At 68.0% G+C, this 22,600-nt stretch carries 27 protein-coding genes; 18 read left to right on the top strand and 9 right to left on the bottom strand.

Features of this window, described 5'->3' with window-relative positions; all coding sequences use genetic code 11:
- Positions 1-474 precede the first annotated feature (474 nt).
- Positions 475-1,101, top strand: a complete 627-nt coding sequence (locus LI337_RS02270) for a DJ-1/PfpI family protein (RefSeq protein ID WP_227228092.1) — start codon at positions 475-477, stop codon at positions 1,099-1,101.
- A 96-nt stretch (positions 1,102-1,197) separates the two neighbouring features.
- Positions 1,198-1,797, top strand: a complete 600-nt coding sequence (gene sod, locus LI337_RS02265) for a superoxide dismutase (protein ID WP_264474839.1) — start codon at positions 1,198-1,200, stop codon at positions 1,795-1,797.
- 78 nt (positions 1,798-1,875) lie between these two features.
- Here sod and LI337_RS02260 read toward each other — a convergent pair whose 3' ends face one another.
- Positions 1,876-2,295, bottom strand: coding sequence for a DUF7522 family protein (locus LI337_RS02260; protein WP_227228091.1), 420 nt, complete (start codon positions 2,293-2,295; stop codon positions 1,876-1,878).
- 273 nt (positions 2,296-2,568) lie between these two features.
- Here LI337_RS02260 and LI337_RS02255 point away from each other — a divergent pair, with 273 nt between their 5' ends.
- Positions 2,569-2,835 carry a DUF5827 family protein gene (locus tag LI337_RS02255; RefSeq protein ID WP_227228090.1) on the top strand — a complete coding sequence of 89 codons (267 nt, stop codon included), beginning with the start codon at positions 2,569-2,571 and terminating at the stop codon, positions 2,833-2,835.
- Positions 2,832-3,680: an ATPase gene (locus LI337_RS02250; RefSeq protein ID WP_227228089.1), complete on the top strand. Its 849-nt coding sequence runs from the start codon at positions 2,832-2,834 to the stop codon at positions 3,678-3,680. Before LI337_RS02255 ends, LI337_RS02250 begins: the two co-directional genes overlap by 4 nt.
- A gap of 33 nt (positions 3,681-3,713) precedes the next feature.
- Here the strand turns inward: LI337_RS02250 and LI337_RS02245 are convergent, their stop codons facing one another.
- The gene (locus LI337_RS02245) at positions 3,714-4,292 is read right to left on the bottom strand and encodes an MBL fold metallo-hydrolase (protein ID WP_227228088.1); all 579 of its coding nucleotides are present in this window, start codon (positions 4,290-4,292) and stop codon (positions 3,714-3,716) included.
- A 96-nt stretch (positions 4,293-4,388) separates the two neighbouring features.
- On the opposite strand from LI337_RS02245, the gene thyA reads away from it, so the two are divergent.
- Complete coding sequence (thyA, locus tag LI337_RS02240) at positions 4,389-5,387, top strand: thymidylate synthase (protein WP_303645222.1); 999 nt, start codon at positions 4,389-4,391, stop codon at positions 5,385-5,387.
- A complete protein-coding gene (locus tag LI337_RS02235; RefSeq protein WP_227228086.1) occupies positions 5,384-5,938 on the top strand; it encodes a dihydrofolate reductase in 555 nt (184 codons plus the stop codon). Before thyA ends, LI337_RS02235 begins: the two co-directional genes overlap by 4 nt.
- Positions 5,939-5,984: 46 nt before the next feature.
- Here the strand turns inward: LI337_RS02235 and LI337_RS02230 are convergent, their stop codons facing one another.
- Positions 5,985-7,166 (bottom strand): mechanosensitive ion channel family protein, encoded by a 1,182-nt coding sequence (locus LI337_RS02230; RefSeq protein WP_227228085.1) that lies wholly within the window; start codon positions 7,164-7,166, stop codon positions 5,985-5,987.
- Between the two features lie 216 nt (positions 7,167-7,382).
- Here LI337_RS02230 and LI337_RS02225 point away from each other — a divergent pair, with 216 nt between their 5' ends.
- Positions 7,383-8,123: a proteasome assembly chaperone family protein gene (locus LI337_RS02225; protein ID WP_227228084.1), complete on the top strand. Its 741-nt coding sequence runs from the start codon at positions 7,383-7,385 to the stop codon at positions 8,121-8,123.
- Between the two features lie 162 nt (positions 8,124-8,285).
- On the opposite strand, the gene LI337_RS02220 is transcribed toward LI337_RS02225, so the two are convergent.
- Entirely contained in the window at positions 8,286-9,737 is a 1,452-nt protein-coding gene (locus tag LI337_RS02220; RefSeq protein ID WP_227228083.1) for a replication factor C large subunit, read from the bottom strand.
- Between the two features lie 121 nt (positions 9,738-9,858).
- Here LI337_RS02220 and LI337_RS02215 point away from each other — a divergent pair, with 121 nt between their 5' ends.
- The 9 genes from LI337_RS02215 to LI337_RS02175 all read left to right on the top strand — a co-directional run bounded on the left by LI337_RS02215 (position 9,859) and on the right by LI337_RS02175 (position 17,900).
- On the top strand, positions 9,859-11,001 hold the full coding sequence (locus LI337_RS02215) for a metal ABC transporter substrate-binding protein (RefSeq protein ID WP_227228082.1): 1,143 nt from the start codon (positions 9,859-9,861) through the stop codon (positions 10,999-11,001).
- Complete coding sequence (locus LI337_RS02210; protein WP_227228081.1) at positions 10,998-11,738, top strand: metal ABC transporter ATP-binding protein; 741 nt, start codon at positions 10,998-11,000, stop codon at positions 11,736-11,738. The genes LI337_RS02215 and LI337_RS02210 overlap by 4 nt, the downstream gene beginning before the upstream one ends.
- Complete coding sequence (locus tag LI337_RS02205) at positions 11,738-12,625, top strand: metal ABC transporter permease (RefSeq protein WP_227228080.1); 888 nt, start codon at positions 11,738-11,740, stop codon at positions 12,623-12,625. Before LI337_RS02210 ends, LI337_RS02205 begins: the two co-directional genes overlap by 1 nt.
- Positions 12,626-12,701: 76 nt before the next feature.
- The gene (locus LI337_RS02200; protein ID WP_227228079.1) at positions 12,702-13,547 is read left to right on the top strand and encodes an SDR family NAD(P)-dependent oxidoreductase; all 846 of its coding nucleotides are present in this window, start codon (positions 12,702-12,704) and stop codon (positions 13,545-13,547) included.
- A 61-nt stretch (positions 13,548-13,608) separates the two neighbouring features.
- Positions 13,609-14,265 (top strand): HAD family hydrolase, encoded by a 657-nt coding sequence (locus tag LI337_RS02195; protein ID WP_227228078.1) that lies wholly within the window; start codon positions 13,609-13,611, stop codon positions 14,263-14,265.
- 106 nt (positions 14,266-14,371) lie between these two features.
- Positions 14,372-14,728: a DUF7967 family protein gene (locus tag LI337_RS02190; RefSeq protein WP_227228077.1), complete on the top strand. Its 357-nt coding sequence runs from the start codon at positions 14,372-14,374 to the stop codon at positions 14,726-14,728.
- 53 nt (positions 14,729-14,781) lie between these two features.
- On the top strand, positions 14,782-15,600 hold the full coding sequence (locus tag LI337_RS02185) for an aldo/keto reductase (protein ID WP_303645190.1): 819 nt from the start codon (positions 14,782-14,784) through the stop codon (positions 15,598-15,600).
- Between the two features lie 61 nt (positions 15,601-15,661).
- Complete coding sequence (locus tag LI337_RS02180; RefSeq protein ID WP_227228076.1) at positions 15,662-16,930, top strand: Zn-dependent hydrolase; 1,269 nt, start codon at positions 15,662-15,664, stop codon at positions 16,928-16,930.
- A gap of 31 nt (positions 16,931-16,961) precedes the next feature.
- Positions 16,962-17,900, top strand: coding sequence for a mechanosensitive ion channel family protein (locus LI337_RS02175; RefSeq protein WP_227228075.1), 939 nt, complete (start codon positions 16,962-16,964; stop codon positions 17,898-17,900).
- Between the two features lie 58 nt (positions 17,901-17,958).
- On the opposite strand, the gene LI337_RS02170 is transcribed toward LI337_RS02175, so the two are convergent.
- From LI337_RS02170 to cdd, 4 genes are all read right to left on the bottom strand, one after another.
- Positions 17,959-19,140: an NAD(P)/FAD-dependent oxidoreductase gene (locus LI337_RS02170; protein ID WP_227228074.1), complete on the bottom strand. Its 1,182-nt coding sequence runs from the start codon at positions 19,138-19,140 to the stop codon at positions 17,959-17,961.
- Positions 19,141-19,285: 145 nt separating this feature from the next.
- Entirely contained in the window at positions 19,286-20,104 is an 819-nt protein-coding gene (locus LI337_RS02165) for a nucleoside phosphorylase (protein WP_227228073.1), read from the bottom strand.
- Between the two features lie 70 nt (positions 20,105-20,174).
- Positions 20,175-20,534, bottom strand: coding sequence for a hypothetical protein (locus LI337_RS02160; protein ID WP_227228072.1), 360 nt, complete (start codon positions 20,532-20,534; stop codon positions 20,175-20,177).
- Positions 20,535-20,641: 107 nt separating this feature from the next.
- On the bottom strand, positions 20,642-21,079 hold the full coding sequence (gene cdd, locus LI337_RS02155; RefSeq protein WP_227228071.1) for a cytidine deaminase: 438 nt from the start codon (positions 21,077-21,079) through the stop codon (positions 20,642-20,644).
- A 189-nt stretch (positions 21,080-21,268) separates the two neighbouring features.
- Here cdd and LI337_RS02150 point away from each other — a divergent pair, with 189 nt between their 5' ends.
- Both LI337_RS02150 and LI337_RS02145 read left to right on the top strand, forming a co-directional pair.
- Positions 21,269-21,553: a hypothetical protein gene (locus LI337_RS02150; RefSeq protein ID WP_227228070.1), complete on the top strand. Its 285-nt coding sequence runs from the start codon at positions 21,269-21,271 to the stop codon at positions 21,551-21,553.
- An 84-nt stretch (positions 21,554-21,637) separates the two neighbouring features.
- Entirely contained in the window at positions 21,638-21,883 is a 246-nt protein-coding gene (locus LI337_RS02145; protein ID WP_227228069.1) for a DUF8142 family protein, read from the top strand.
- Between the two features lie 65 nt (positions 21,884-21,948).
- On the opposite strand, the gene LI337_RS02140 is transcribed toward LI337_RS02145, so the two are convergent.
- Positions 21,949-22,533 (bottom strand): GNAT family N-acetyltransferase, encoded by a 585-nt coding sequence (locus LI337_RS02140; RefSeq protein WP_227228068.1) that lies wholly within the window; start codon positions 22,531-22,533, stop codon positions 21,949-21,951.
- Positions 22,534-22,600 lie beyond the last annotated feature (67 nt).

Below are 22,600 nucleotides of genomic sequence, written 5' to 3'. Positions count from 1 at the left end.
GGAGTCGGATAGACGAGAGCGTGACGTGTGCTCAGAACCCTGCGGTCGGCGCGTGCGAGGAACGCGCGCGAGGGAGGCAGGGTGGGCGGTGCGGAGAACCCCGCCGAGGCTGGGGAGGGCCGAGGTGCGGTACCGTGCAGTTGCGGTCGCGGTCTGTTGTGCTGTTCGCAGTGCGGTGCTGTGCGGGTGCGGGCTTCTCGTCGGTGCGCTACGACGAGGAGCGGTGCTGGTGCGGTGGCTGTCTGCGGTGTTGTCGCGGTTCGCGGTGTTGGCGTCGTCTTGGTTCGCGGTGTTGGCGTCGTCGTGGTCGCGGGTGTCGGTGCCGTCACGATCGAGTCGCAGTCGCAGTCGTAGTCGCGGAGGTCCGGTCGTTCCCACAGTCACAGCCGAGAGGCCGACGACGCTCCCACCACCTCACCGGCCGACCCAGTGCTGCGACCACCCTTTTTAGCGGTAGCCGACCCACTGACGGGTATGACCACCCAGATCGACATCGTGCTGTACGAGGGGTTCGACGAACTCGACGCGATCGGTCCCTTCGAGGTGTTCGGCGCGGCAGCAGCCTACGGCGCGGACCTCTCGACCCGACTCGTCACGCTCGACCCGACCGAGACCGTCACCGCGAGCCACGGCCTGCGCGTGGAACCCGACGGCGTACTGGCCGACGCGGCCGACAGCGAAGCCGACCTGCCGAACCTCCTCGTGATCCCCGGCGGCGGTTGGAACAGCCGGAGTGAGGCCGGCGCGTGGGCGGAGGCGCAGAAGGGCGCGGTTCCGGCGGCGGCGGACGCCTACCACGAGGCGGGCGTCACGGTCGCGTCGGTTTGTACCGGCGGGATGCTGCTGGCAGAGGCCGGCCTGACCGACGGCAGACACGCGACGACCCACGACGGGGCACTGGACGACCTGCGCGCCAGCGGCGCGGACGTAGTGGACGCCCGCGTCGTGGACGACGGAGACATCCTCACCGCCGGCGGCGTCACCTCCGGACTCGATCTCGCCCTCTACATAGTCGAGCGGGAGGCGTCACGCGAGGTCGCAGATCGGGTCGCGAAGGAGTTGGAGTACGAGCGACGATACGACGTGTTCAGAGCCGAGTGACCGGTGTGAGTCGATCCCGGTTGTGAGGTGTTAGCGTGCGTCTCCTCAACCTTTAACAGCTATCCCGAGTATGTATTCGATGGAGGAATTATCATCATGAGCTACGAACTCGACCCACTCCCGTACGACTACGACGCACTCGAACCCCACATCAGCGAGCAGGTTCTCACGTGGCACCACGACACCCACCACCAGGGCTACGTCAACGGCTGGAACTCCGCCGAGGAGACCCTCGCCGAGAACCGCGAGAACCACGAGTTCGGTAGCTCCGCCAGCGCGATCCGCTCCGTCACGCACAACTCCTCGGGGCACATTCTGCACGACCTGTTCTGGCAGAACATGTCTCCGGAGGGCGGCGACGAGCCAGCCGGCGCGCTCGCAGACCGCATCGCGGAGGACTTCGGCTCTTACGAGGCGTGGAAGGGCGAGTTCGAGGCCGCGGCCGGCAACGCGTCCGGCTGGGCGCTCCTCGTCTACGACACCTTCTCGAACCAGCTTCGTAACGTGGTCGTCGACAAGCACGACCAGGGTGCGATCTGGGGCGGTCACCCGATTCTCGCGCTCGACGTGTGGGAACACTCCTACTACTACGACTACGGGCCGGCCCGCGGCGACTTCGTCGAGAACTTCTTCGAGGTCGTCGACTGGGACGAACCGAGTGCCCGCTACGAGCAGGCCGTCGAACTGTTCGAGTAAGTCCAACCCCGAATCTTCTTTCGACGCCAGCCGACCAGTGGCGACACCCGAAGTCTCGGCGACTCGTCACCCGGGCAGCTACGTCTCGTCTTCGGCCGGGACGAACTCGGCGACCGGGTAGTCCTCCGCGACTGCCAATACCGACTCGTGGAGTGCCCCCCAGTCGTAGCCGCCGTCCCGGCGGTCGAACGACGCGAGGACGCCGACACGGTCCTCCTCGTCGGCGAGGAAGGTTCTGAACTGTTCGAAGGTGTCGAAGCCACGAACCGTGTAGGCGTACTCCGCGTAGTACAGCGCCTCGTAGGTGTCGCGGGTGACGTAGCCGTACCGTTCGTTGTCGACGAAGCCGTCCACGTCCAGCGCTTCGAGCGCGGAGGCCACGTCGTCGCGAGTGTACAACTGCTGGTGTGTCCACTGGTCGAACAGCCACACGTCCCGCAGGGACTCGCCTCCGTAATCTTCGAAGGTAGTGACGAGGCGGTCCGGCGCGTCGCTCATACGTGCAGTAGAAGGCCTTCGTGGATATTCATTTTTGTGATAAATTGAGAGGTCGTCGGACGAACGACAGCCAGAGCAGCGACCGCGACTACTCGTCGGTGGGCTTTCCCGTGGCTAACGCGACGATCCTGTGCGTCGTTCGACCCAGTTTCACACCTGCCGACAGAGTTAGACATTCGGCCGACACGCGCGGCGGGCGACGGCGAGAGTGTGGGTCGTCGGAGGGGCGTCCGAATCGGCACCGTTTACAGACGCCTGTCCGTAGCGCGGACCATGCCGACGCCGAAAGACGAGTTCGCGGACCTCTACCCGTGTGACTTCTACACGCCGGAAGAACTGCTCGAAGCCGACCAGATGTACACCGTCTACGAGATCGCGCGACTCCTCCAGCAACTCGATCCGGACGCCGAGTTGGACGAGGAGACCGAGGCGGTCCTGCTGGACTGGGCCATCCCGTGGATCATGACGAACTCGGACGACCTCGTCGTCGCCGAACCCCGTGACGACGACGAACCGGGCTACTACGGCCGCGCCGAATGAGACTGCTCGTCGCCGGCGGTGACCGCGTGGACGCCGGCAAGACCACCTTCTCGGTCGGCCTCCTCGCACACCTCGCCGAGGTGGACCACGCCCCGGTCGGTTTCAAACCCCGCGCCGGCAACGACTACTGGTTCGACCACGACGACGTACAGGCCGCCACGGGCGACGGCCGCCTCTACGGGAAGGACGCGACGCGCCTCGCGGCGGCCTCTGCTGGCGACGTCCGACCGGAGGCGATCAACCCGGTTCACCGACTCTGGCGACCGACACCCGGCAGACAGGGGCTGCTCGGCGAGTCGGATCGGACCTTCCTCGTCGACCGGGTGACCGGCGGGGGAAGTGAGACTGACCTCGACACGCAGTTCGTCGTCAACGGCGAGGCGGAGTCGGACGGCGACCTGCCGGACCTGGTAAAGAACACGCTTCCACTGGCCGACGCGACGCGCGTCTCGTCGATCCCCGAGTTCAACGATCTGATGGCCGACCGCTACCTCCCGGCGTTCGAGCGCGTGGCGGACCGGATTCGCGCCACGGACACCGCAGTCGTGGAGTCGTACAGCGACATCGCGCTCCCGCTCGACGACGTGGGCTTCGACGCGGTCGCGGTCGTGGAACCGACGCGCTGTCGGGTGTACGCCGCCGACCGGTATCTGAAAGCCTGCGAGGTCGCACGCGGGAGTGCCCGCGACGGCCAACTGGAGGAACGAGTCGGCGCGGTCGTGGAGATGCTCGATCCCCTCGCCCGCGTCGAGTTGCCCGCGCTGTCCGGCGAGGCACAGAACGATCCGGCGTCGGTCGCTGAGGCGAACCGCGAAGCCTACCACGCACTGCTGGACGCCGTCTGAGACGGGTCGACACAGAAAGCGGAATCCGACAGTTCAGTACATTCTGGCGGCTCTGCTCGCCAGTTCGATGTCGTCGTAGGGGCGGTCGATCACGCTGGGCCCGTGACCGACGTGCATCTCCGAGAGCGACTCGTCGACCGTCCCCAGCACGCGGTCGATGCTCTGGATCAGCAGGTCTCGGTCGCCCTCTGCGAGGTCGGTGCGGCCGAAACTCCCGTTCTGGAAGATCAGATCGCCCGCAAAGAGGATGCCCGCGGACTCGGCGTAGAAGCAGAGGTGATCGTCCTTGTGACCCGGCGTGTGGAGCGCGAGGTAGTCGTCGTCGCCGATCCGGACCGTCTCCTCGTCGGCGATGGCATTCTCGACCCACGGCTGGTCGGTGTCGAAGCCCCACGTCTCCACGTCGAACGCGTCCCGAACCGCTTCGACGTTCCCCACGTGGTCCTCGTGGGTGTGGGTGAGGATCACCGCGTCGAGTTCGTCTACGTCGTCGCGGACGTGCGAGACGGCGTCGAAGTTCGCGCCGGTGTCCACGAGGACGGTCCGGTCGCCCGAGACGAGGAAGGCGTTGCTGGTGAACGCCTGGACGCCCTGTGCGATGTTGTGGATCATAGCAGTCCTTTGGCGGGGAGGGATTTGTGTCTTCCCGACACCTGCCGGATGCCAACGTTTGATAGCCCCGGCTACAGACACACCGACAACGACCTCATGCGCCAGTATCTCGATCTCGTGGAGGGAGTGTTGTCGGAGGGGCAGTACAAACCGAACCGGACCGGGGTGGACACCGTCTCCGGGTTCGGGAGACACTACACGGTCGATCTGCAGGAGGGCTTCCCCCTGTTGACGACCAAGGACCTGTCTGGCTATCGCTGGAACTCGCTGATCCACGAACTGCTGTGGTACCTCTCGGGCGAAGAACACATCCGCACCCTGCGCGAGGAGACCGCCATCTGGGACGCATGGGCCGACGACGAGGGCCGACTCGACACGGCCTACGGTCGGTTCTGGCGACGCTACCCGATCCCGGAGGACGAGGACCGGCTACCGGGCGAGTCGTGGCCCGACGACGCCCACCGGTGGACGAACGAGGACGGGACGTTCGATCAGATCGCCTACGTCCTCGACAGCCTGCGGGAGAATCCGCAGTCGCGCAGAATCGTGGTGAACGCGTGGCACCCGGCGAACGCGGCGGTCTCGACGCTTCCACCGTGTCACTACAGCTTCGTGTTCAACGTGCAGGGCGATCATCTGAACGTCCACCTCACCCAGCGGTCGGGCGATATCGCCCTCGGGGTGCCGTTCAACATCGCCTGTTACAGCCTGCTGTGTGAGGCCATCGCCCAGCGCACCGGCTTCGAACCGGGCGAGTTCTCCCACACCGTGGTCGACGCGCACGTCTACTGCGGCGAGGGCGACCGGGGCGCGTGGTACGGCGACAACCTCGACGCCCTCCAGTCCCGACTGGCCGACGCCGAGACAGGCGAGGACTACCTCGCGGTGCGTGACTGGCTGACGGAGACGGCTCCGCCGGAGGAGCGTGACCACTACGACCACGTGCCGGGCCTGCTCGAACAACTCTCGCGTGAACCACGCGAGCGCCCGGAGATCGACATCTCGGACCTTCCCCTGGACGAGTTGACCTTCGACGACTTCCAGTTGCGGGACTACGACCCCGCGCCGGGCATCGAGTTCGCGGTCGCAGAATGACCGGCGATCACGAGTCGTCGGCCGGAGACGACGCAGATCCGGGCGACGACGAGATCGAGATCGCCCTGATCGCGGCGGTCGCGGCGAACGGCGTCGTCGGCGCGGACGGGTCGATCCCGTGGCACTACAGCGCCGACCTCCGGCACTTCAAAGAGACGACGACCGGGCACCCGGTGATCCTCGGGCGGAAGACCTACGAGAACGTCGTCGCCGGCCTCGGTGAACCGTTCCCGGATCGCCTGAGCGTCGTCCTTACCGAGACGCTGTCGGACTTGCCCGAGGGTGCCGTCGCGGTCGGCTCTGTCGAGGAAGCACTGTCCGTCGCCCGCGAGGCGGCCCGCGAGATGGGCGTCGAGACGATCTACGTCGCCGGCGGTTCGGCGGTGTACGAGGCGTTCCTGCCGCTCGCAGGTCGACTCGTGTTGACAGAACTTCACGGCGAGTACGAGGGCGACCGATACTTCCCCGAAGTCCGGTGGGACGACTGGCGAGAGACGTCACGCGAGACGGGCGAAGACTTCGACTTCGTCGAGTACCGACGCGTCTCCTGAACCGCTGGCGACCTCACTGCCGCGTCGAAACCTCGGGGGGCCGCTCTCACCGTTCTCGGGGAGGTGAGCCACCCAGCACGTCGCCGCCGCCCTCGCCGTCACGGTGCCGGACACCGACCTGTGCCTCGCCGCTGGTCTCGTCGAAGACCAGGTGCTGGTGCGGGTAGGCGATCTCGACGTCCGCGTCTTCGAGCGCCTCCCACACCTCTGTCTGGACCTTCGATCTGACGGTCAGGAGTTTGTAGGGGCGTTTCGCCCAGTAGCGGAGGGTGATCATGATCCCGTGGTCGCCGAAGGTGTCGAGGTAGGCGGTCGGCTTCGCGGGGTAGCGTGCGCTCCCGATCCGGATGTCCGGCCCACCCTCGATGACGTCGTCGACGTTCGCGGCCGACCGCTCGATGATCCGGCGGGCTTCCGGGATGTCCGACTCGTAGGTGACGATCACCGAGAGGCGGAGCCGAGTGCGTTCGTCCTCGGCCGAGTAGTTCAACACGTCGCGTTCCCGGATCGAGGCGTTCGGCAGGACGAGAAACGTGTTGTCCAGCGTGAAGACCTTCGTGTACCGGAGCGTGATGTCCTCGACGAAGCCGCGCTGGCCGGTGTCGACGAACTCCACCATGTCGCCGATCTCGTAGGGTTGGTCGGCGAGCACGAACAGGCCGTTGAGAACACTCCCGACGATGGGTGCGAGGACGATCCCCAGCACCGCCGAGAACACCGTCACCGAGAGAACGACGTTGCCGATCCCCAGATCGAGGACGTCGGCGGCGACGAACGCGGCGAAGATGACGGTCCCGACCCGGACCCCCCGGAGGACGGTCTGTGCGACCGACTGGCGCTGGAACCGCCGAGCGACCGGGCGGGCGAGCAGACGGACGAGGAACTTCGAGAGGTACGCCCCCGTGAAGACGATGATCAGAGCCGCGACGACCTGACTGCCGGGGATCGCCGCGAGTGCCTCGACGACTGCCTGGAGTTCCGGCGGGAGTGCCCCGACGACTGCCTCACCCGCGTCGGTGGTGCCGCCCCCGCCGCCGGTCCCGTTGGGTGCGGTGGTGTTGCCGCCGGGCGTCGGCGTCGGCGTCCCGGTCGTCCCCCCGCCGTCGGGTGTCCCGGTCGTCGTCCCGTCGGTCTGGCCGAACCAGTCGTGGCGTCCCAGCGCCGCGGCGAGCGGTCGGGCGACCGACGACAGCACGGCGACGACTGCGACAAGCCCGGCGGGAAGCATGGCCGAACCCTCTCCCGCCCCCGAAAAAAGCGTTCGGGATGGGGCGGTCGTGGTTCGGGTTGTCGCGTCGGTTTCGTCGCAGGTACTCGCGCCCGGTGTCGGTCGTCGTGGGAGTCGATTCCAGCAGCGAGGTCGCTGTCGGTGTCGGTCTCGTCTAAGATCTGTGCCGCCGAGGTGCGGGAAACGGATTTGACACCGGCGGTCGTAGTCGGAGACATGTTCGGGTTCGGACCCACTTCGACGGACTTCACGGTCTCGCACGACTCACAGCCGAGCGACACGCTCCTCGTCGGCTTCTCGCAGTTCGGCCTCGCGGGGTTGACGGCGGTGGACTACCTCGTGGAGCATCTCGATCTGACCCAGCAGGGGCACATCACCGCCGAGGGGTTGGACCCGATCACGCCCTTCGTGGAGGGACGCCCCCGACATCCGATCCGGCTCTACTCGCGGGACGATCTGAACGTGACGGTGCTGGTCTGCGAGCAGTTCGTCCCGGCCAGCGCGGGTGCGACACTCAGCGAGGCGATCCTCGACTGGACGGCGGACAACGGCGTCGAGGAGATCGCGGTTCTCTCGGGGGTGCCGGTGCCCCACGGTCCCGAGGACCACCGCACCTACTACATCGCCACGGACGACTACCACCAGCGCCGACTCGCGGGGCGAGAGATCCCGGCGATGGGCAACGGGTTCCTCTCGGGTGTGAACGCCGCGCTGGTCGAGCAAGGACTCGACTCCCCGCTGGGTGTCGGTCTCTACGTCACGCCGGTCCACGCGCGAGCGCCGGACGTGGACGCCGGGATTCGGCTTCTGGAGACGGTGAACGAGGTGTACGACCTCGGCGTGGATACCGAGCCACTGCGAGGGTTCGCCAGCGAAGTCCAGCAGTACTACAGCGAACTCGCACAGCGGATGGAGCGCACGGCCGAGGAGGAACCGGAAGACCGGATGTACATGTGAGAGCGGTCGCGGGTCCACACCCACGAGACCGGACTGTCTCTCTGTCTCCGCCCGAGTGCCGTGACCCGTCGTGAGAGTCACTCGGCGTGTCGTCCGTGACCCGGAAGCCGCCCGTCGCCGTACGCTCTACCCCTCCCCGACTGCCGGCGACGCGTCCTCGGCTCAGCCGAAGTCGCTGAAACTCATCTGGCTGTCGTCGTCCGAGTCCTCGCTCCCACTGTCGGCGTCGTCGGCGTCGTCGGCGTCGTCCAACAGGTCGGACGACGCCCCGTCGTCTCCCTCCACCTCTTCGTCGGGCGTCCGGCGAGCACCCTCGAAGGCGCTCCCGGCGTGTGACTGCATCTCCGCCTCGCGGAGTTCCTCGGCGTCTGCGACGATGGACTGCACCTTGTTCGTCGTCTCGCCACTCCCCGTGACGTAGGAGACGCCGGCCTCGTCCAACTCGTAGACCGCCGCCATCAACACGGTCAACTCGCGGGGCTTGCAGTGGTGGGTCATCGTCTGGAGGAAGGGCAGCATCTCCCGACGGGCGGTCCCCATCGAGACGCCCTCGCGCTCTGCGATGCGCTGGACGAGTTCGTCCCGCGTCTCGTTCTTGCTCGGCCAGAACTGCGGTCGGTTGAAACGCGTCCAGCCACCTTTCGTCCCGTCGCGCGCGGCCGCGACCCCGCCGGCGAGGTTGTCCGTCGCGTAGCGCCAGTAGGAGTAGTTCTGCGTCGCCATGACGCGACCGAGCCACCGGTCGGCGTTGGCGAGGTGGTCGTACGCCCGCGCGAGTTCGTGCCCGTCGTACACCTTCGGGACGTTCTCGGCGATCCACTTCGTCAGGTCGTCCGGCGTCTCGTCCACCGAGTACGCCGTCGTGATCGACTCCTCGGCACCCTCCTCCTTCATCACCACGTCGAGGAAGGAGAAGAGGTCGGTCGAGCGGTCCCGGTCGCTCGTGACGACGTGTTCCAGTCGGATCGCGTCGCGCCCCTCCGCGGCGGCCTGCAGGTCCTTCACCGCCGAGCGCAGGTCGCCGCTGTTCATCTCGGCGATGCGCTGGAGGGCGTCCGACTCGAACTCGATGCCCTCGCTCCGGCAGACGTTCCGCAGGACCGGGACGATGGATCGGGCGGACACGTCGCGGAACTCGATCTCCTGGGTCGCGTTCCGGAGGCCGCGGCTCATGTCGTAGTAGTCGTTGGCGATGAGCACGATCGGCTGTTCGGACTCTTTCACCAGCGACGTGATGGCACCCGCGCCGCCCCGGTCGTAGTTGCCGTGGATGTTGTCAGCCTCGTCCATCACGACGAGTTGTCGGGTCGAACGCGTGCCGCCCGAGGCGCTCCCGTCGAGGGTCGTGTTCATCGCCGCGCGGCCGGCGGCCTTCTCGATGACGTCCGCCGTGCGCTGGTCCGAGGCGTTCAGTTCGACCGTCTCCCAGCCCATGTCGTTCGCCAGCGCGTGGGCCGCCGAGGTCTTCCCGACGCCCGGACTCCCGTGAACGACGACCGCCTCCCGGTGGTCGTCCCACGTCTCGGCCCACTGCTTCAGTTTGTCGCGGGCCTTGTCGTTCCCCCGCACCTCCGACAGCGTCGTCGGGCGGTACGTCTCCGTCCAGTCGGCCATTACCGGATTCAGGCGTGGACGGCGTTTAGTGGTTGCGGAGCGACCCGGACACTCTCACTCGTTAACAACACCCTTGATTGCTGTGGCAAGAGTTATTAACTAGAGAAGTAGATTTGCTAATATGCGATCACAGACACGGCGACGATTCCTCCTCGGAACGAGCGGTGCGGCGCTCACCGGACTCGCTGGCTGTCTCGGCAGGGGAACGACGGGCGGGTCAGGATCGACAGACGGGACCGCGACCGGAGAGACCGCAGAGTCCTCCTTCTTCGTCGTCTCGGACTTCGCCTCGGCGGTCGCCGGCGACGTTCTATCCGTCGGGAACCTCGTTCCCTTCGGCCAGCACGGCCACGGCTGGGAACCGGGCCCGACCGTCCAGCGCCGGGTCCTCGACGCCGACGCCTTCCTGTACGTCGGCGACGGGTTCCAGCCGTGGGCCGACCGGATTCGCCGGAACCTCCGTGACGACGGGAGCGACGTACCGACCGTCGAGGCCTGGGCCGGCGTCGACCTGTTGGCTGCCGACGGCGACGAACACGGGGACCACGACGAGACGCACGACGACGAGCATCACGACGACGAGCATCACGACGACGAGACGGAGACGCACGACGACGAGCATCACGACGACCACGAAACCGAGACTGAGACACACGACGACGAGCATCACGACGACCACGAATCGGGGAGTGACGACGGCCACGACGACCACGACCACGGGGCCGTCGATCCGCACTTCTGGCTCGACCCCGAGCGAGCGAAACAGGCGGTCGGCAACATCGAGGCCGGTCTCACAGAGGTCGTCCCCGACCAGCAGGAGACGCTGGCGAGCAACGCCGACAGGCTCCGAGACGACCTGGACTCGCTTGACGCGACCTACCGCGAACGCCTGTCGGGCCGGACCCGCGACACGATACTCGTCGCCGGCCACAACTCGTTCCGGTATCTCGCGCGGCGCTACGACTTCGACGTCGAGGCACTCACCGGACTGGCACCCGACGCCGCACCGACACCGCAGGACGTGCGCCGGGCGCAGGACGCCATCGCGGAACACGACGTGGAGTACGTCCTCGCGCCGGTGTTCGAGTCCGACCGCGCCGCCCGCCAACTCGTCGCAGAGACCGACGCGACCGGGGTCCTGCCGCTGACGCCGGTGCCGAGTCTGACGCCCGAGTGGAACGACCGGGGCTGGGGCTACCTCGACGTGATGGAGCAGGTGAACCTCCCGTCGCTGGCCCGCGCACTCGGAGCGGAGACGGAATGAGCGTCCTCGACTTCGACGACGTGACCTTCGGCTACGGCGACCGGCCGGCGGTCGAGGACGTGTCGCTGACCGTCGAGGCCGGCGAGTTCCTCGGCGTCGTCGGGCCGAACGGATCCGGCAAGACGACCCTGTTGAAACTCGCGCTCGGACTGATCGACCCCGACGCCGGCGAGGTCCGGTTGTTCGGCGAGCCAGCAGACGAGTTCGCGGACGGGACCCGGATCGGCTACGTCGCGCAACTCGGCAGAGAGGCCGACAGCGGGATGCCGGTGACGGTCCGGGAGGTCGTCCGGATGGGTCGCTACCCCCACGTCGGGAGGGGGCGGTTCGGCCCGGCCGACACCGAGGCGGTCGACGACGCCCTGGCGACCGTCGGGGTCGCTGACCTCGCAGGTCGTCGGCTCTCGGCGCTCTCCGGCGGGCAACGCCAACGAGTCGTCATCGCGCGGGCACTGGCCGGCGACGCCGACCTCCTCGTGCTGGACGAACCGGCCGTCGGCGTCGACGCCGAGTCGCGCGAGGCGTTCTACGACCTCCTCGGCGAGTTGAACGACGACGGCCTGACGGTCCTGCTGGTCGAACACGACATCGGCGTGGTCACCGCCTACGCGACCTCGGTCGCCTGTATCAACCGGGAACTGTACTTTCACGGGGACACGCTGGACTTCTCCGAGAGCGACGCGCTCCAGGCCGCCTACGGCGCGAACCAGCGACTCCTCGCACACGACCACCCGTGATGGGCGCGCTGTCCGCCGGCGTCGCCGGCACCCACCCGCCGCTCGTCGTCGGCTTCCTGACCGAGATGCTGAGCTACGGCTTCATGCGTCGGGCAGTGATCGCCGGGGTCTGCATCGCGGTCGTCGCGCCGCTCGTGGGGTCCTTCCTCGTCCACCGCCGGATGGCGATGATCGGCGACACGCTGGCGCACACGGCCTTCGCCGGGGTCGCCGTCGGGTTGTTCCTGACCAGCGTGCTCGGGGTCGTTGTCCCGCCGGCACTGACCGCGCTGGCCGTCGCGGTCGTCGCCGGCCTCGTGATCGAACTGCTCTCGGAGTACACCGACGTCTACAACGACGTGTCGATGGCCATCGTGCTCTCCGGCGGGTTCGCGCTGGGCACGGTTCTCGTCAGCCTGACCGACGGGGGCATCGCGGTCAGCATCGGCCAGTACCTGTTCGGGAGTCTCTCGACGCTCACGCAGGCGAACGTCGAACTCCTCCTCGTCCTCGGCGTCTTCGTCACCGGCACCGTCCTGCTGACCTACCGACAACTGGTCTACGTCACCTTCGACGAGTCGTCGGCCCACGTGGCGGGGATCGACGTGCCACGGATCAACCGGCTGCTCGCGCTCCTCACGGCGCTGGTCGTCGTCGGCGCGATGCAGATGATGGGTGTCATCCTCGTCGCCGCGATGCTGGTCGTCCCGGTCGCCACCGCCACACAGGTCGCCCGGAGCTTCCGCGAGTCGGTCCTGCTCGCGGTGCTCTCCGGTCTCGTCGCGGTGCTCGTCGGCGTGACGCTCTCGTACGCGTTCGGACTCGCGGCCGGCGGGACCATCGTGCTCGTCGGGATCGGACTGTACGCGCTCACCACCGCCCTCGCGGTGGTCTCAGGGACGCGATAGGAATGGTCCTCAGGGCACGAGAGCAGTGGTCCTCAGAGCGCGATAGCTACATTCTCTCGCGGAGCGTGTTGGCCCTATGACCGATCTCTCGGGGCGGGTCGCCGTGGTGACGGGTGCGAGCAGAGGTGTGGGGCGCGGTGTCGCCGTCGAACTCGGCACGGCGGGCGCGACGGTGTACGTCACGGGCCGAAGCGTCGCCGACGACAGGACGGAGAACCTGCCGGGAACCGTGGACGCCACGGCCGAGGCGGTGACGGCGGCGGGCGGCACCGGCATCGCGGTCCGGTGTGACCACACCGACGACGAAGACGTGCGCCTGTTGTTCGAGCGCATGACGAGCGAACAGGGCCGACTGGATCTGCTCGTCAACAACGCGTGGGGTGGCTACGAAGGCTACGACGAGTCGTTCGACGCGCCCTTCTGGGAGCAGTCGACCCGCCGGTGGGATGCGATGTTCGACGCCGGTGTCCGGCCCGCCTTCACCGCCAGTCGACTCGCGGTCCCCCTGCTCCGGCGGAGCGAACGTGGGCTGATCGTCACGGTGTCGGCCGGTGACGGCCCGAAGTATCGCGGGAGTCTCCCCTACGACGTGGCGAAGACCGCGGTCGAACGACTGGGCCGGGCGATGGCCTACGAACTGCGCGAGGCGGAGACTGCGGTCACGTCGCTGGTCGTCCAGCCGGGGTTCACCCGGACCGAGCGTGTCGAAGCCACGTTCGCCGAGGCGGGCGCGGCGGTACCGGCGGAGACGCACTCTCCGGCGTTCGTCGGTCGGGTCGTCGCGGCGCTGGCCGGCGATCCGAACGTCGGCGCGCGAACCGGGACGGTCGCGCGGGTCGCGGAACTCGCGCGGGAGTACGACGTGGTGGACGTGGACGGTCGCCGACCCGAGCCGTTCTCGCTGGACACGCCGGCGATCTGACGCACCGGAGCGTCGTCGAGACAGTGGGAAGCGTTTTGCCGACACGGGCGCTCTCTCCGGTGTGTACGACGCGGTCATCTTCGACAACGACGGCGTCCTCGTGGACCTCGCGGACCGGTCGCTCCTCGTGGAGTCCACTCGGATCGCCTTCGAGACGGTCGGCGTCACCGACCCCGCCGAGGAGCACGTCGAGGCGATGACGCTCGGTGTCGCGCCGGAGACGGTCCACCGGGTCGCAGAGACCTACGGCGTCGATCCGGAGACGCTCTGGGCCAGCCGCGACCACGCGAGTTCGGTCGCCCAGCAGGACGCGATCCGGGCCGGACAGAAGTCGCTGTACGACGACGTCGACGCCGTGGCCGGGATCGAACTCCCGAAGGCGATCGTCTCCACGAACCAGCAGACGACGATCGACTTCCTCCTCTCGCACTTCGACATGGCGCACCTGTTCGACCCCGCGATCGGCAGAGAGCCGACCGTCGAGAGCCTCCACCGGAAGAAGCCGAACCCTTACTACCTCGACCGGGCGGTGCGGGCACTGGACGCCCGGAACCCGCTGTTCGTCGGCGACTCGGACTCGGACGTGGCGGCGGCCGAGGCGGTCGGGATCGACTCGGCGTTCGTCCGCCGGAGCCACCGTGCCGGCCACACGCCCGAACCGGACCCGACCCACGACCTCGATTCGCTGTACGATCTGCACGGGATACTCGACGGCTGAGACCGTCGACGGCTCCGGAACAGAGACCGTCCGCCGAGTCCCGGCGGTTCTCACCCGCCGGGAAGCGATTTCCGGGTATATGCTCCCGGCAGTCGAAGGGACAGGTATGACAGAGACGACCCACGGCGAGGCGACCGTCCGCGACGGGGTGACGACCGAACAGACGCCGGCGGACGGCAGGAGCGACGAGACGCGGACACGTCGGCTCTGGATGGTCGAGCGGACCTACTCGTCGGACTCGCCGAACATCCTCGTGATCGTCTACGCGACGCCCGACGGGAGCCAGTACCTCCAGCAGGAGCGGTCCCACCACGGCTTCGCCCGCTCCGCCCCGACGGTGACGGCCGCCATCGACGCGCCCGAAGAACGACTGGCACCGGTCGACGATCCCGCAGAGCGCGACCGCTACGCGACCGAGGCGGAGTGGATGCGCGAACACCACGACCCGGACGACTCGGTGTAAAGGCGACCGACGGGACGACGCGGTTTAAGTTCCCCCGGACACCACCGGGGGGCATGACGAACGAAACGGAAGACACTGTGAGCGAGACGAGCGCCGACGCGCTCACACCCGGAGCCATCCCGCCGGTCGGACTCGGGACGATGGGCATCGAGGATCCGCAGGCGATCACGACCGCGCTGGACGTGGGCTACCGCCACCTCGACACCGCACAGATCTACGAGAACGAGGCGGTCGTCGGCGAGGGCCTCGCGGACTCGCCGGTCCCGCGCGAGGACGTGCTGGTGGCGACGAAGGTGTGGGCCGACAGTCTCGCGGCCGCAGACGTCCGCGAGTCGACGCTGGCGAGTCGCGAGAAACTCGGCGTCGAGACCATCGACCTGCTGTACGTTCACCGGCCCATCGACACCTACGACCCGGCGACGACACTGCCTGCGTTCGACGCGCTCCGCGAGGACGGCGTGGTCCGGGGCGTCGGCGTCAGCAACTTCACGGTCGCTGAACTCGACGAGGCGGTGTCGATCCTCGACAGCCCGCTGGTGGCCCACCAGACCGAGTACCACCCGCTGTTTCGGCGACCCGAGTTGCTGGAACACGCCCGCGAGCACGGCTACCGGCTGGTCGCCTACTCCCCGCTCGCCGGCGGGAAGGTGTTCGAGCTGCCCGAGATCACGGCGGTCGCGGAGAAGCACGAGACGACCGAGGCGGCGGTCGCGGTCGCGTGGCTCCGGGCGAAGGACATCGCGGTGATCCCGAAGGCGTCGAGTCGGTCGCACCTGGAGGCGAATCTGCGGGCCGGTGAACTCGCGTTGGACGACGAGGACGTGGCCCGGATCGACGCGATAGAGCGCGAGGAAGAGCTGTTTCCGGAGTGAGACGCGATACCGCGAAGTGAGATAGCAACCCACATAACCGGACCCGCGAAACCGCAGACACATGCAGGTAGACGCCGAGAGACTCAGAGCCGACATCGAGGCCACCGGCGAGTTCGGCCGGGTTCCGACCGACGAGGGGTGGGGCCGGACCGTCCGTTGTGGCACCGAGGCCAACCGCGAGGCGCGCGAGTACCTCGTCGAGCGACTCCGAGACGCCGGCCTGACCGTCGCAGTCGACGCGGTGGGCAACGTCGCCGGACGCTGGGACCCGGACTCCGCCGACCCGGACGCCGCGCCGGTGGCTGTCGGGAGCCACCTCGACTCGGTCCCGGAGGGCGGCATCTTCGACGGACCGCTCGGGGTCTACGCCGCGCTCGAAACCGTCCGGGCGATGCAGGACGCCGGCGTCGAAGCCGAGCGCCCGGTCGTGGTCGTCTCCTTCACCGAGGAGGAGGGCGGCCGGTTCGGCGACGGCCTCCTCGGCTCCTCGGTCGCGGCCGGCGAGCGGTCGGTCGCGGACGCCATCGCGCTGGCGGACGACGACGGCACCACACTCGGGGACGCACTCGACGACATCGACTTCCGTGGGGAGGGCCGTCTGGACGCCAGCGAGTGGGACGCCTGGTACGAACTCCACATCGAACAGGACACACGGCTCGAATCGGCCGGCGTGCCGGTCGGCGTCGTGACGACGATCACCGGGATCACCCACTGTCACGTCGAGATTCTCGGCGAGGCGAACCACGCAGGCGCGACGCCGATGGATCAGCGAACCGACGCGCTGGCGGCCGCGAGCGAGTTCGTCCTGGACGTGGAGGCGACCGCGACCGAGGTCGTCGCCGAGGACTCCGAGACCGCGGTCGGCACGGTCGGCTCTGCGACCGTCTCGCCGAACGCGACGAACGTCGTCCCCGGCCGCGTCGAACTCGGCGTCGACGTGCGGGACGTGACCCGCGAGGCGATGGAGACCATCGTCGAGTCGGCACGGGCCAGCCTCTCGGTGCTCGCGGCCGACCGGGGCGTCGAGACGAGTTTCGAGCGTCCCTTCGACCTCGACCCGACGGCGATGAGCGACCGACTCCGGAGTGCGGCCCACGACGCGGGCGACCGGGCCGGAGTCGAGACGATCGACCTGCACTCCGGCGCGGCCCACGACACGATGCACGTGGCAAGCGTCACCGACGCCTGTCTCCTCTTTGCTCCCTCGGAAGACGGCATCTCGCACAACCCCCGCGAGTGGACCGACTGGGCCGACTGCGCGACCGCGACGCGCGTGCTGGCCGGTGCCGTCGCCGACGCGGCAGGCGGTCGGCCGGCGGGCGGAACCTAACCCTTTTCGACCACCCGACCGACACCCGACCGTGAAACGACCAGTCGGCTACGTCTCCCTGCTCCTCGCACTCGTCGCTGGGGTCGCCGGCGCACTCGTCGAGGGGACGCCGCTGCTCGACGAGTTCGCGTTCACACTGCTGGCGGCGAAGGCGTTGTACGCCCTCGGCGTGGTCCTCGGCGCGAACGGGTGTTACCTGCTGATCTCGCGGTATCTCGTCGCCCGGAGCGCGAACAAGCGCCGGGCCCACGACGCCCGGAACGTCCTCCGACTCGCCTTCGGTGCGGTGACGGTCGTCGCGGTCCTCGGCATCGTGACGAACCAGTGGGTCGGCGTCCTCGTCTCCTTCGGCGTCATCGGCTTCGCCATCACCTTCGCCCTCCAGCAGCCACTGCTGTCACTCCTCGGGTGGGTCTACATCATGACGAAGCGGCCCTACGAGGTCGGCGACCGCGTCGAGATCGAGGGGCGGAAGGGCGACGTGGTAGAGGTGGACTTCCTCGTCACGGAGTTGTGGGAGATCGACGGCGAACTCGTCGCGTCGAACCAGCCCTCCGGGCGGGTGGTGACGGTGCCGAACAGCGTCGTCCTCTCCTCGGAGGTCGTCAACTACACCGCCGGCTTCGACGCCATCTGGAACGAGGTCGTCGTGCAGGTCGCCTACGAGACCGACCTGGACTTCGCCCGCGAGCGGATGGTCGACGTCGCCGAAGCGTACCTCGGCGACGACATGACGCGCGGCGTCGCGGAGTACACCGACGCGCTCGCCCGGACGCCGGTCGAACTCGACGTGCAGGACCACCCGAGCGTCAACGTCCGGCAACAGGAGTCGTGGGTCGAACTGCGACTGCGGTACACGACCCACCCACGCCGGGGCGCGCGTGTCAGAAACGAACTCTCGCGGCGTGTGCTGGCGGAACTGAACCAGCATCCGGACCGGGTGAAGTTCCCGGTCGGGAGAAATCGGTGAAAGACGAGGATACGGTCGGGGGAAGTCCGTGGCAGATTGCGGTGTCAGTCGCCGAGCGTCACATGTCGCTCCAGGCGTTCAGACCACGCCCGAGCGAGGTCACGTCCGCGATCCACCGCACCGCGACCGCCTTCTTCAGGAACTTCGCGCCGAACCCGCCGAACGTGTCGATCGGCAGTGGGTCGACGCCGTGGGCGACCGCCTTCTCGCCGACCGAGACGAGCGTCCCCTTGTCGGTGTGGGTCCACGACTTCAGCGGCGCACCGCGAACCGATCGGGCGAGGTTCTCGCCGGCGACCTCTGCGGCACCCCACGCGGCCTGTGCGGTCGGCGGCGCGAACTCGTCGTCGCCCTGGTCGATCAGCGCCGAGTCGCCGATGGCGAAGACGCGGTCGTTACTCGTCTGGAAGTCCATGTCCGCGTAGATGCGGTTCGAGCGTTCGTCCTTCTCGACGTTCGCCTCCGCGACCTCCTCCTGGCCGGTGATGCCGCCGGTCCAGACCGACACGTCGTAGGGCAACTCCTCTGGCGCCTCGTCCTCGCCGCCGCCGAGGTAGATCGTCTCCTCGTCGACCTTCGAGATGAAGTCGCCGGTCAGGATGTCGATGTCGGCCGCTTCGAGGCGCTTCCGGAGGGCACCCTGCAGTTCGGGGTCGTTCCCGGGGAAGACCTCGTCGAGTCCCTCGACCAGTTTGATGTCGATCGGTGCGCGGTGCTTGTCGCGGTACTCCGCGATCTCACCGGCGGTCTGGATGCCCGACAGGCCGGCCCCGCCGACGACGACCTGTGCCGGGTCGGTGCGGGAAGCCTCGGCGGCGGCCTGCTTCACGTCCTCGTGGATGGCGCGGGCGTCGTCGAGGCTCTTGAGGGTGTGGCTGTACTCCTCCAGTCCCTCGATGCCGTAGAATGCGGTGGCGGAGCCGAGTGCCACGAGCAGGTAGTCGTAGTCGATGTCGTCGCCGTCCGCGACGTGGACGGTGCGCGCGTCGGTGTCGACGCCGGTGACGTGGTCCTGGACGAAGTTCGTCGAGGGGGACTTGATCTCCGAGACCGGGATGGCGACCTTCGACTCCACCGACGGATCGCGGATGACGCGGTGGACCTCGTGGAGCACGAGGTGGTAGTCCTGTTCCGACACCCAGGTCAGGTTCGCCTCGCCGGCGTCGATCTCGTCCTCGAAACGTTTCACCGCACCGGCACCGGCGTATCCGGCCCCGAGTACGACGACATCGGCAGTCATGGGTGAAGGTGTGGCGTCATCTGATAAAGGGCCTGCGAAACTGTCCGCCCGCGAACGACCCGATGGCGGGCGAATCCGGACCATCGTCGATGATGATTACGGCGACGGCCGAGCAGACGGCGTTCGTCCGGCCACCGGTCGTGACCTACAGCGACAGGCCGGCGTGCCACCGATCCACGCCGGCCTCGGCTTTCACCGCGTCCATCCGGGCGAGGAGTTTCACGGCCAGACTCGCGGTCTCGGCGGCTCTCGACTCGCCCTCGGTCCGGAACTCGCCGGTCACCCGATTCGCGTACACCGAACAGACCGCGCCGGCCCGCAGGCCGTAGACGTTAGCGATGGTCAACAGCGCGGCGGCCTCCATCTCGATGTTCTTGACGTTCGCGTCCTGCAGTTCCTGCACGAGCGTGTCGCTGCCAGCGGCCTCGAACCCCTCGAAGCCCGGTCGGCCCTGCCCGGCGTAGAAGGAGTCGGCCGACATCGTCAGGCCGACGTGGTAGTCGTAGTCGAGTCGTTCGGCGGCGGCGACCAGCGCGGAGACGACCTCGTGGTCGGCGACGGCGGGGTAGTCCTCCCGGACGTACTCGTCGGAGGTGCCCTCCTGCCGGACACCGCCAGACGTGATCACCAGGTCACCCACGTCCATCTCCGGTTGGATCGCGCCACAGGACCCGACCCGAACGAAGGTATCGACCCCGACGCGGGCGAGTTCCTCGATCGCGATGGCAGCGGAGGGCGAACCGATGCCGGTCGAGGTGACGGAGATGTCCGCCCCGTCGTAGGTGCCGGTCGCGGTACGGTACTCGCGATGGTGGGCGACCTCCGCGTGGTCGTCCCACAGCGCGGTGATCTTGTCCACACGCTCGGGGTTACCGGGGAGCAGGACGGCGTCAGCCACGTCGCCGGGGCCGACTTCGAGGTGGTACTGGACCTCGTCGTTGGGGTCCTCGCTGTCGCCAGTCATGGCCCGGTCGTTCGCCGGGGGCGGATAAATAGGCTCTCACTCGGGTCCGACACGGTCTCCGTCGACGTCGTCACGGCGTCCGCACTCGGGCCGTCGATCCGATCAACGAGGTCGGATCGCTCACCACGTCGGGGTTCCCGGCGAGGAAGGCGACCGTCAGCGTGACCGCCAGCACGCCGAACAGCGCGATCAGGGTCCGTGTCGCGTCCGGTGTCAGGTCCAGTCCGAAGGTGCGGTCCAGCAGGCCTCGGACGCCGGGTGTCGCCAACACGCCCGCGACGAGGAGTGTGACGCCGACACCGACGATCCAGAGTCCGGGCGTCGGTGCGGTCGGGACGACGTTGCCACCGAGGCCGACGACCACAGCAGAGACCAGCGTGAGGAGTCCACCGGGGAGGTTCCGGCGGACGCCGGCGATGAGTCGCTTCACCTCCACTACGTCGGGCGGTTTCGGCAAAAGGCTTCCGCAGGTGTCGGTCGTCTGTCTGTCGGGCGTCTGACGCCGATGGCGGGAACTGTCGGTCGCCGCGACGCCGCTCACTCCTCGTCCGGTTCGGGGTGCGTGTCGTCGACACCCTCGGCGGCCTCCAGCGTCCCGAGCGAGATGGTGTTCGGCAGGAGGTCCCCGAGCGTGTACTCGGTCGTCTCCTCCCCGCCTTCGTCGCAGACGACGACGAGGTCGTCGTCGCAGAACTCCGCGAGCGTCTGGCGGCACATCCCGCAGGGCGTGACGCCGTCGCGGACGCCCGAGGAGACGGCGATGCGGTCGAACTCCCGGTGGCCGTACTTGACGGCTTCGGCGACGGCGACCTCCTCGGCGTGGAGGCTGTTGCTGTAGTTGGCGTTCTCGATGTTACAGCCGATGAAGACCTCGCCGTCGGCGGTTCGGAGTGCCGCGCCGACGCGGTACTCGGAGTAGGGGACGTAGGCGTCCGCGAGCACCTCGCGGGCGCGTTCGACGAGTGGTTCGGGCATAGCTCCCGATTCTGCGACCGCCGGCTTATACTCCGGTGATTCGGTGGCCGGCCGCAGTTCGGCGACTCTGTGTCGATTCCGACGACTCCGACCTCGGCCTCGAACCCGGCGACCTCAACCCCGGCCTCGACTCGGCGACCCCGAGAGTGGACCGAAAGCGCCTATACCGCGCCGACCTCACCGTGAGGTGTGACAGAACGCGTAGACGAGGCCGTGACAGAACGCGCCAGTGGGAAACCGATCCTGCTCGCGGTCGGTGTCTCGGTCGTGTTGCTGTCGGGGATGATCGGCTTCTTCGTCGGGTCGAACGGGAGCGTGGTCGGTCCCGAGGCGACGCTGTTCGGACTCGTGACGGTGGCGACGACACCGGCGACGATGGCCGGCGCGGGCGTCGTGCTCTCGCTCGTTCTCCTCGGGACGCTGTTCGGTCTCGTCGAACTCGCCTCGCGGCTGGAGAACGCCGAGGCGGAGTGAGAACGGCGAGCGAGCGGGCGCTCTCTGCGGTCGTCCGTCGCCGAGAGCGGGGTCCTTTTGTCGGTGCGGTCCCGAGGGGAGGACATGGCAGTCCCGGCTGGCGACGGTGACGGAAAGAGTTCACCGCTGGAGAGCGAGTCGAACAAGAACCGTCGCCGGGCCGCGCTCGCGGTCGCCCCCTTCCTCTTTCTGGGGTTGAGCAGCGTGGTACTCGTGTTGCTGTGGGGGATGGACCCGCTGTGGGGTTTCATGATCCTGCCGCCCATCCTGTTCTGCTCGGCGCTGGCGTACATCGTCTTCAGTACCGACTTCCTCGACGACCGGACCTGAGCCCCGCCAGCGTCGGGGTGGTCGCAGGCCGACCGCCGTCGCCCCGAGAGGGGGACAGAGTCGCCTCAGTTCCCGGTGTCGTACTTGTACGTCGCCGAGTCTGGGTCGATGCCGAAGTCCTCCGGACGCTCCTCGTCGCCGGTCGTCGCCGGCGTCTCGCTGGCCGCGTACTTGAACGCCTCGCGGAGGCGATCCGGCATCTCGAAGTCGTCGACACCGATCCGGAGCGCGACGAGATCACCGTCCAGCGCGTCCGACTTTCGGGCCAGTCGAGCGGCGACGTGTTCGGGGAGGTCGGTCGACTCGACTGGCCGGAATCCGAACTGCCCGAGGTAGTTCGGCTGATCGGTGAACGAGTAGACCGTCTCGAACCCGTTGTCGCTCGCCTCCGAGAGCAGTCGCTCGACGACGTGTGCGCCGACTCCCTGGCCGCGCCAGCCGTCGAGGACGCCGATGCCGGTGAGTTCACAGAAGTCACCCTCGTCGTGTTTGTGGATGCGGATGCGACCGAAGCCCGCCCGGTCGTTCGTCTCCTCGTCGACCGCGATGACGTAGTCTCGGGACCTGAAGGCTTCGTCGTCGAGGCCCATCGCCTCGATGTGGTCGAGCAACCAGACCTCGTCTCGGTTCTTGGCGTCCCGGACGTACATACCCGAACCTTGCAGTCGAGTCGGCAAAAAGGATGGCACTACCGCAGTGCCGTCGAGTGCGACAGTC

The sequence above is a fragment of the Salinirubrum litoreum genome (genome assembly GCF_020567425.1).
In the GTDB taxonomy this organism is placed as follows: Archaea; Halobacteriota; Halobacteria; order Halobacteriales; family Haloferacaceae; genus Salinirubrum; species Salinirubrum litoreum.
This window is presented reverse-complemented; position numbering and strand designations above follow the sequence as displayed.